The following is an 8,567-nucleotide window of genomic DNA, read 5'->3' on the forward strand; positions in this document are numbered from 1 at the left end:
GTGACGATCGGCTCCAGTGGGGGCGGGGTGCCCAGTTGGGGCAGCCCCAGCACCAATGCGGTGAGCGCGAGACCGCCAGCCAGACTGAGGAAGACGACCGTACGGTTCATGAGGCAGGGCTCCTTGCGGAAAACGGCGCGGGCCCTCCCTTTACGAACCAGTCGCGCGGAAAGGTCTACCTCTCCGCGCGAAAAGTGTCGGGTGGGTCAACGCGGGATGAGCGCGCCGGCGCAGAAGAAGGGCGAGTTGTTCTCGCCGAACGTCCGCCGGTAGAAGGCCTCGTCCGCGGAGCGGAGCGCCTCCAGCGTGTCCTGATCCAGCAGCAGCGAGCGGCACGACATCCGGCCAGGCAGCTCGGCGTTGACGTCGTCAGTGTCCGTCACGTCGCACGAGGACGCGCCCTCGACGCAGGGCTTGCTGCAGTAGCCCCGGGCGGGGGCCTCCTGGTTCAGGGAGCCATCCTCATTGAGGGCGCGGGGGTAGTCCTGATCCCGCACGCAGATCAGATCCTCGCATTCGACCGAGCCGAAGGAGATGAAGTCCTGCCGGGCGGCGATCTCCCGCTCCAGGATGGGCATGGTCGGCGAGTTGTTGTTGGCCGCCGCCTCCTCGGGGGTCGCCTTGCGCACCAGCGTGCAGGGCTTGCCAATCTCGCTGGCCACCTCACAGCCACCCGACAGGAGCGCGGCGGACATCATGAGGGCGGTTCGCACGAACATCTTCATGGGACCTCGGACCTCTACAAAGGGGGGATGGGGCACGGGACCTCGGGGCCCGCGAGCCTGGGAAGGGTAGCACAGCCCCCTGGAACACCAACGCCCCCGTACGTCGGTACGACGGGTGGAATTATGAAGGAATACCGGAGGGATAGGCGGTAGCCAGGCTTGCTCAGCGCGGTTGATGGTTGGGAATACGACCGATAGGATGCGGAGGCCGAGAGTCGCGATGCACCCCCGGTGGCAGTTACGCCCCCCTCCCTCACGGAGCCTCCGGATTTGAACCGCCCCAAGTTGCTGCTCGCCCTGTGTCTGGTGCCCGCGCTGGCATCCGCCCAGGGTCAAGAAGGCATGGGACTCGACCTCACCGACGAGTCCCAGGCCGAGTCATCGCAGGATGCAGAATCACCCGCGCCTCCTCCGGTGGAGGAGGCCACACCGGCCGCGGCGTCCCGCCCCGCGGACGAGCCATTGGAAGCGGATCCGCAGTTGCCGTTGACGGACATCACCCAGGAAGACCGGGTGAAGAGCGTCCAGCGGAAGGTCTACCTCAAGAAGGGCCGCTTCGAGCTGACGCCGCTGTTGAGCCTCTCGGTCAACGACCCCTTCTATTCGAAGGTGGGGTTGTCGGTCCGGGGCGCCTATTACCTGGCGGACACGCTGGCCATCTCCGCCCGGGCCTCGCTGATGCAGGTGGTGCCGTCGGATGACGTGCGCACCGCGAAGCGGACCTTCAACAGCAAGATCTACTACTCGGTGCCCCAGTGGTCCGCGATGGGCGACGTGGAGTGGAGCCCCATCTACGGAAAGGTGGCGTTCCTCAACTCCATCCTCCACTTCGACGGCTATCTGCTGGCGGGCGCGGGCGTGGTGAGGACGGAGACCTCGGCGCTGCCGGGGCGAGGCCTCAACCCGGCCGCCGACCTGGGCCTGGGCATGCGCTTCGTGGCGCAGGACTACATCGCCGTCAACGTGGCCCTCATCAACACCTCTTATGTGGATCAGCCCCTGGGTAGCAGCAAGGGCGCCATCCAGAACGTCATGACGCTCAACGCAGGCATCTCGCTGTTCCTGCCGTTCAAGTCGACGGGGAGGGACTCGGAATGAAGCGCTTCTTCCGTGTGCTCCTCGCCCTCTGTCTGACGGCGCCCGTGCTGGGCTTCGCCCAGACCACCGAAGAGGCGGAAGCCGGCGACGTCTCCGAGGTCGACAAGGACCGGCTCGGGCCCCTGCGCGAGCGCGTCCGGCCGGTCTCCGGCCACGTCTTCCTCAAGAAGGGCCGCTTCGAGTTCAGCCCGTCCGCGACGCTGTCGCTGCGCGACGCGTTCTACAGCAAGTACATCTTCGGCGGCACGCTGACGTACCACCCCATGGAGACGTTGGGCATCAGCCTGCGCGTGGGCTACGCCCTCAACACGGTGGCCGGCGCGGCGCAGAAGTGCACGTTCGGGGACGGCGGCGAGGGCTCCTCGCGCGGCTGCGTGCCGCCCACGCTCAACGAGCTGGACGGCAACGCGCCGGGGCAGATCAAGCTGCTGGGTGGCGCGGATGTCCAGTGGGCGCCCATCTACGGCAAGGTGTCGCTGCTGGCGGAGACCTTCGTCCACTTCGACCTGTACGGCGTCGCGGGCGCCTCGGTGGTGCAGTACCGCGGCCCCGGTGACGCGCCGGGCGCGGTGGCGCAGAACTACCTCACGCCGGGTGCCAACCTGGGCGTGGGCGCGCGCTTCTTCCTCAACCGGTGGATCGCGCTGCGCACGGAGCTGCGTGACCTCATCTACGTGGAGAAGGGCACCGAGGTCTCCGGCAACTACCTGCGCAACCAGCTCCTGTTCGAGCTGGGTGTCTCCTTCTTCTTCGGGTCCGAGTCATGATGCGCTCCTTCCGGCTCATCCGTGTCGCCGTCCTCGGGCTGTCGCTCGCGTGGACGGCCCCCACCTTCGCGCAGAACTTCGAGGGCCTGGACCTCTCCGGCCAGTCCAAGAAGAAGAAGCGCGCCACGCCCAAGAAGAAGAAGCCCACCCGCAAGAGCCGCGCCGACAAGGCGACGCCCGCGCCGGTGCAGGACGACGACGATGACGCCGCTGCTTCCTCCAGCGAGGCGCCCACCAGCGTGTCTCCCGCGGAGGCGGCGTCCACGCCCGCGCCCACCCCGGCCTCGCCTCCCGCGAACACCGGGAGCATGGGCATGGGCCTGGACCTGACGCAGGAGGCGCCCAAGCCGGCCGCGCCCACCATGTCCTTCGACGCGGTGGACGTCTCCGGCAAGACGGCGGACCGCCAGCGCCTGGAAGTGGCCGTCAGCCTCTTCAAGAACGACGAGTACGAGAAGGCCTCCATGGCGGCGCACGAGCTGCTGGAGGACCCGAAGCTGGCGGGCCTGCACACCGAGGCGCGCTACGTGCTGGCCAAGTCGCTCTACCGCATGGGCATGTACCACTCGTCCCTGGGGGAGTTCTCCAAGATCCTCTCCCTGGGCCCGTCCACCAAGTTCTTCAAGACGAGCCTGGAGTGGCTCTTCTTCATCAGCCGCAAGACGAAGAACGAGACGGTCATCCTCGACGAGATTGCCCGCCACGCGAACCAGGAGTTCCCCGAGAAGTACCGCAACGAGTTCCGCTACCTGCTGGCGCGCTACCACTTCGTGCGAGGCCGCGCGCTGGACCAGGTGGGGCAGCCCGAGGAGGCCGACAAGAGCTTCTCGGAGGTGAAGCGGCTGGCGCTGACCATTCCGCGCGCCGACCCGTTCTTCCCCCGCGCCAAGTACCTGGAGGGCCTGTCCTCCTTCCGCAACGGCAGCCGTCAGAAGGACGCGGCGGCCAAGCGCGCCAACGGGGAGATGCTGGCGGCCATCGAGGCGATGAAGGAAGTGGTCCGCCTCACGCGCCCGGTGGCCGGCAAGCCCGCCGACCAGGCGAAGCTGGACAAGTCGCTGCGCGAGCTGGCCTTCATGCAGCTGGCGCGCACGCACTACGGCATGCAGCAGAACCGCTTCGCGCTGTTCTACCTGGGCAAGGTGGAGCGCGGGAACACCCAGTGGCTGGAGGCCCTCTTCGAGTCCAGCTGGGCCAACTACCGCGTGGGCCAGTACGAGCAGGCGCTGGGCAACCTCATCACCCTGTCGTCGCCCTTCTTCCGCGAGGAGTACTTCCCGGAGGCGCTCATCCTGAAGGCGGTCATCTATTACGAGAACTGCCGCTACCGGGAGTCCAACATCATCCTCCAGGACTTCGAGCGCACCTACCTGCCCGTGCACGACCAGCTGGAGTCGCTGGTGAAGAAGAACATGGAGGCCAGCGAGTACTACTCGGTGCTGTCCGACGTGCAGAAGAAGAACAAGGATGGCCTGGAGAAGAACGAGACGGACGTCATCCTGGAGCGCATCCTCCGGCTGGCCCTGACGGACCAGGACCTGCGCAAGACGAACGACTCCATCCTCGAGCTGGAAGCGGAGATGGACGCCTTCGCGAACCGGGCGGACACCTTCAAGTACTCCGAGCTGAGCAAGTCCCTGCTGGAGGGGCTCAAGCTGCAGCGCACGGCGCTCATCTCCAAGGCCGGCATCATGGCCAAGGGCAAGCTGGAGACGGAGCTGGTGGCGCTCAAGCAGCTGTTGGCCAACGGCCTGCGCATCAAGTTCGAGACGACCACCAAGGAGAAGGAGTTCCTGGAGGAGCAGCTCAAGGCGGGCGGCCGCACGGCCATCGTCAAGAAGTACAAGTACTCCGTCGCCGTGCAGGACGACCAGCTCTACTGGCCGTACGAGGGCGAGTACTGGCGTGACGAGCTGGGCACCTACCAGTACACGATGACGAAGGGCTGCATCGAGCGCGACACCGCGAACCGGAACGTCCAGTCCGCCGAGGCGATGTAAAGCCCGTCGGGCCCGGGACTTCTCCCCCATTCCAGCCGCCGGGGCGCTATCTTCGCGCTCCGGCGGTTTTCTTTTTTCGCAAAGGGGCAACTGGTGGTGCGGCGGGCGGCGTCACTCCGTGTCGTCTTCGGAATCGTGGCGCTGGACCTCATCGGGTTCGGCATCCTGATTCCCCAGTTGGGGGTGTACGGCGTGCGGTTCGGCGCCTCGCCCTTCACGGTGGGGCTGCTCATCTCCGTCTTCTCGCTGATGCAGCTGGTGTCGGCCCCGGTGATGGGCCGGCTCAGTGACAGGTACGGTCGCCGGCCGGTGCTGCTGGTGAGCCAGGTGGGCTCGCTGCTGGCGTACCTACTGTTCGCCTTCGCGCAGTCGCTGCCGCTGCTCTTCCTGGCGCGTGTCATCGACGGCATCTCCGGTGGCAACATCTCCACCGCACAGGCCGTGGTGGCGGACATCACCACGCCGAAGGACAGGGCGCGGGGCATGGGAGTCATTGGCGCGGCCTTCGGGCTGGGCTTCGTGCTGGGACCGGCGCTGGGCGGCTTCCTGGGCGCCTGGGGCGGCAACCTCGCCATCGGCCTGTTCGCGGCGGGGCTGGTGGCCATGAACCTGACGGGCACGTACTTCTTCCTGCCAGAGACGCGGGTGGTGGGGCGTCCGGGGGAAGGGCACGCGCGCACGCTGCAGGGCGCCTCGCTGGCCATGGGCCTGCCCGTGGTGGGGCGCTGCCTGGCGCTGATGCTGGTGTTCACCACCGCCTTCGCGCAGATGGAAGGCACCTTCTCCGTCTACCTGCTGACGCGCTTCCTGTCGTCCGGGCCGGTGCCGCTCCAGGAGGGGGGGCTGTTCCTCCGGGCGGCGGTGACGGACCTGGACGTGCTGCGCGAAGCCAGCCTGCGCTCCGGCTGGCTCTTCGCGGCGATTGGGGTGATTTCCGCGGGGGTGCAGGGCGGCCTGGTGCGCCGGCTGACGGGTGGGCCCGGGAGCAGGCCGGGGCGCGAGGCGCTGCTGGCCACGGTGGGCTTCGGGCTGACGGCGGCGGGACTGGGCCTGTTGCCCGTGGCGCCGGACTATGCGTGGCTGTTCCCGGTGATGGGGTTGTTGGCGGTGGGGTCGGCGCTGGTGACGCCGTGTCTGTCCGCCCTGGTATCACTGCATGCTCCGCCGGAGCGGCTGGGGGCGGTGCTGGGGGCGTACCAGGCCTTCGGCTCGCTGGGGCGGATTCTGGGGCCGGCGCTGGGCGGCTGGCTCTTCACCCGGCTGGGGCCCGCGGCCCCATACGGGACGGCGGCGGGGATGGTGGCGTTGTCGGGGCTCCTGGGATTGTCCCTGGTGGCCCAGGCGAGAATGGCAGGCGCGGGGGCCGAGCAAAGGTCCTAAGATGGAGGACATGGTGGGGACGCAGCCGCAGCCAGTGACGATTGCCTTCGATGTCATGGGAACGGACCACGGCCCGGCCGAGGTGGTCCGGGGAGCGGCGATGCTGTCGCTGGAGTCCCCCCACATCCACACGCTCCTGGTGGGGGACCGCACCCTCATCGACGATGCGCTGGCGGAGACGAAGCACAACGGCGAGCGCATCTCCGTGCAGCACGCGGCGGACTTCGTCGGCATGGACGAGAAGCCCGGCGAGGCGCTGGCGCGCAAGCCGAACGCGTCCGTGGCGGTGGCCGCGCGGCTGGTGGCGGAGGGCGAGGCGCAGGCGCTGGTGTCCGCGGGCAACACGGGCGCGGGCGTGCTGGCCTGTGCCCGGCACTTCCAGCTCATCCCCGGGGTGCGCCGCGCGGCGCTGGCCACGGTGTACCCGACGCGCTCGGTGCGCGGCGCGAAGGGGGACCCGTTCTCCCTCATCCTGGACGTGGGCGCCACGGTGGAGGCCACCGCGGATGACCTGGTGACCTTCGCGGTGATGGGCTCCGCCTACGCGCGCATCATCTCCCAGAACGACCGCCCCAAGGTGGCGCTCCTGTCCAACGGGATTGAGCCGCAGAAGGGCCCGCCCCGCGTGGTGGAGGCGCACGCCCGCCTGTCGGAGATGAAGGACATCCACTTCATCGGCAACGTGGAGGGCATCGACATCCCGAAGGGCACCGCGGACGTCATCGTCACCGACGGCTTCGTGGGCAACGTCTGCCTGAAGATGCTGGAGGGCGTCCACGAGACGGTGGTGGAGCTGGCCCAGTACGCCTACAAGGAGAGCCTGCGGTGGCGCGCGGGGCTCGCCATGCTGTCCAGCGGCATCCAGCGCATCAAGGACATCACCGACTGGAACCAGTACGGCGGCGCCCCCATCCTCGGGTTCGATAAAATCTTCATCAAGGCCCACGGGCGTTCGAAGTCGCGGGCCATCGCCAACGCGGGCAAGGTCGCGGCGAAGGTCGTGTCGAACAACCTGGGCGCCGCCATCCGGGAAGGCCTGAAGAAGTGAGCTTGCCGGACCGCATCGATCCGCGTCCGCCCCGGCGCATCTACCGCTGGGATTTGGACAAGACGTACCTCCAGACGGAGTTCGACTCGCTCCGTGACCTGGTGCGGACGGCGTTCCAGAAAGCCCATCAGAAGGTGGCCGTGCCGGGCGCCAGCGCGCTCATCCGCGAGCTGTCGGAGAACGGGGACTCGCGGCTGTGCATCGTCTCCGGCAGTCCGAAGCAGATGCGGGCCGTGCTGGAGGAGAAGCTCAAGCTGGACGGGGTGCGGTGGGACGAGTTCGTCCTCAAGGACAACGTGGGCAACCTGCTGCGCGGCCGCTTCCGGGCCCTGCGCGGGCAGGTGGGCTACAAGCTGCCCGCCATCCTGGAGAGCCGGGTGCACGCGCCGGTGGAGGCGGAGGAGGTCCTCTTCGGTGACGACGCGGAGGCGGACGCGTTCATCTATTCGCTCTTCGCGGACCTGGTGGCGGGCCGCGTGGACGAGCGCGTGCTGTCGCAGGTGCTGGAGGCGGGCGGGGTGTACCCGGACGACGCGCTGCGGGTGCGCGAGGCGTGGAAGAAGATTCCGGTGGGCGACCCGGTGCGCCGCATCTTCATCCACCTGGACAAGCTGACGCCCCCCGCGCACTTCACGGCCTACGGGCCACGCGTGGTGCCCATCTTCAACTACTTCCAGGCCGCGCTGGTGCTGCTGGCGGACGGCCACCTGACGGCGCCGCAGGTGCTGAAAATCGCCGTGGAGATGGTGCAGACGGCGGGCCACAACATCATCACCCTGTCCAACTCGTTCCAGGACCTGCTGCGGCGCGGCCTGCCGCTCCAGCAGGCGGCGGTGGCGCTGTCCCAGGCGCTGGAGGGGCCCAACAAGCTGCTCGCGGCGATGCGGCCCATGCCGGACATCCTGGCCGCCTTCAGCAAGCGCCTGGCCGCGCTGGGCACGCCGCCGCCCCCCCCGCCGGTGCAGGCGGTGGACTACGTGTCCCTCATCCACCACGCGCTGCCCCGGAACCACAAGGGCCGCACCCGGCCGCAGTAGGGGCCGTCTGCCCGGCTGCCCCTCGGGTGGGCCGGCATTCCCCGCGCGGGCCGTCCCCAGAACGTTTCCGGCGGACGCCGTGTTGATACAGGACACAGGCCCGCGGCCCCCACGCTTCGCGCGTGCCCTGTCCCCAGGTTGGGAGCAGGAAAGCGGGCGGGGGAGCCCGCTGCCCGGTGACATCCGACAACAATGTCGTCCACCGCTACTCCCTACCCGGAGGATGCGGTATAGACGGCAGGCCTTCAAGCACCCCGGTGGGGTGTCCCTGGCTGATGACGCGAGATTTGACTGAGACGCCGCCTGCCGGCGGTCTGCTGCCACCTGCGCCCGAGAATGACGCGCGCGAGGTTGCCTCTCCTGAGGCGGCAGGGACTTCCGAGCGCGGCGAACAAGAGGTTCCCATGAACTCCCAGCTGGAGCTGTCGGCGCACCCTCAAGAAGAGGACAGCGCCTCCGAGCCCGTGGCCGCCGACGAGCAGGCCCCCACTGAAACCCCCACGATTCAAGCC

Annotated in this window: 7 protein-coding genes; 6 read left to right on the forward strand and 1 reads right to left on the reverse strand. The window is 68.4% G+C overall.

Going from position 1 to position 8,567, the window contains the following annotated elements; all coding sequences use genetic code 11:
* Window positions 1-206 precede the first annotated feature (206 nt).
* Entirely contained in the window at window positions 207-719 is a 513-nt protein-coding gene (gene cglC, locus HV826_RS35365) for an adventurous gliding motility lipoprotein CglC (RefSeq protein ID WP_255208538.1), read from the reverse strand.
* Window positions 720-995: 276 nt separating this feature from the next.
* On the opposite strand from cglC, the gene HV826_RS35370 reads away from it, so the two are divergent.
* The 6 genes from HV826_RS35370 to HV826_RS35395 all read left to right on the forward strand — a co-directional run bounded on the left by HV826_RS35370 (window position 996) and on the right by HV826_RS35395 (window position 8,055).
* On the forward strand, window positions 996-1,823 hold the full coding sequence (locus tag HV826_RS35370) for an outer membrane beta-barrel domain-containing protein (RefSeq protein ID WP_163787360.1): 828 nt from the start codon (window positions 996-998) through the stop codon (window positions 1,821-1,823).
* Entirely contained in the window at window positions 1,820-2,590 is a 771-nt protein-coding gene (locus HV826_RS35375; protein ID WP_176421425.1) for an outer membrane beta-barrel domain-containing protein, read from the forward strand. Before HV826_RS35370 ends, HV826_RS35375 begins: the two co-directional genes overlap by 4 nt.
* Window positions 2,587-4,590, forward strand: coding sequence for an adventurous gliding motility protein GltC (gltC, locus tag HV826_RS35380; protein ID WP_407938456.1), 2,004 nt, complete (start codon window positions 2,587-2,589; stop codon window positions 4,588-4,590). The genes HV826_RS35375 and gltC overlap by 4 nt, the downstream gene beginning before the upstream one ends.
* A gap of 93 nt (window positions 4,591-4,683) precedes the next feature.
* Window positions 4,684-5,970 carry an MFS transporter gene (locus HV826_RS35385; protein ID WP_176421426.1) on the forward strand — a complete coding sequence of 429 codons (1,287 nt, stop codon included), beginning with the start codon at window positions 4,684-4,686 and terminating at the stop codon, window positions 5,968-5,970.
* A gap of 10 nt (window positions 5,971-5,980) precedes the next feature.
* Window positions 5,981-7,018: a phosphate acyltransferase PlsX gene (gene plsX / locus HV826_RS35390; protein ID WP_176421427.1), complete on the forward strand. Its 1,038-nt coding sequence runs from the start codon at window positions 5,981-5,983 to the stop codon at window positions 7,016-7,018.
* Complete coding sequence (locus HV826_RS35395) at window positions 7,015-8,055, forward strand: phosphatase domain-containing protein (RefSeq protein WP_163787384.1); 1,041 nt, start codon at window positions 7,015-7,017, stop codon at window positions 8,053-8,055. Before plsX ends, HV826_RS35395 begins: the two co-directional genes overlap by 4 nt.
* Window positions 8,056-8,567 lie beyond the last annotated feature (512 nt).

The organism is Myxococcus sp. AM010, from assembly GCF_013372585.1.
Classification (GTDB): Bacteria; Myxococcota; Myxococcia; order Myxococcales; family Myxococcaceae; genus Myxococcus; species Myxococcus vastator.

Bases quoted from the DNA above. Each gene is read 5' to 3' on its own strand.
- gltC (WP_407938456.1), top strand. From the start codon at position 2,587: ATGATGCGCTCCTTCCGGCTCATCCGTGTCGCCGTCCTCGGGCTGTCG.
- HV826_RS35375 (WP_176421425.1), top strand. From the start codon at position 1,820: ATGAAGCGCTTCTTCCGTGTGCTCCTCGCCCTCTGTCTGACGGCGCCC.
- cglC (WP_255208538.1), bottom strand. From the start codon at position 719: ATGTTCGTGCGAACCGCCCTCATGATGTCCGCCGCGCTCCTGTCGGGT.
- plsX (WP_176421427.1), top strand. From the start codon at position 5,981: ATGGTGGGGACGCAGCCGCAGCCAGTGACGATTGCCTTCGATGTCATG.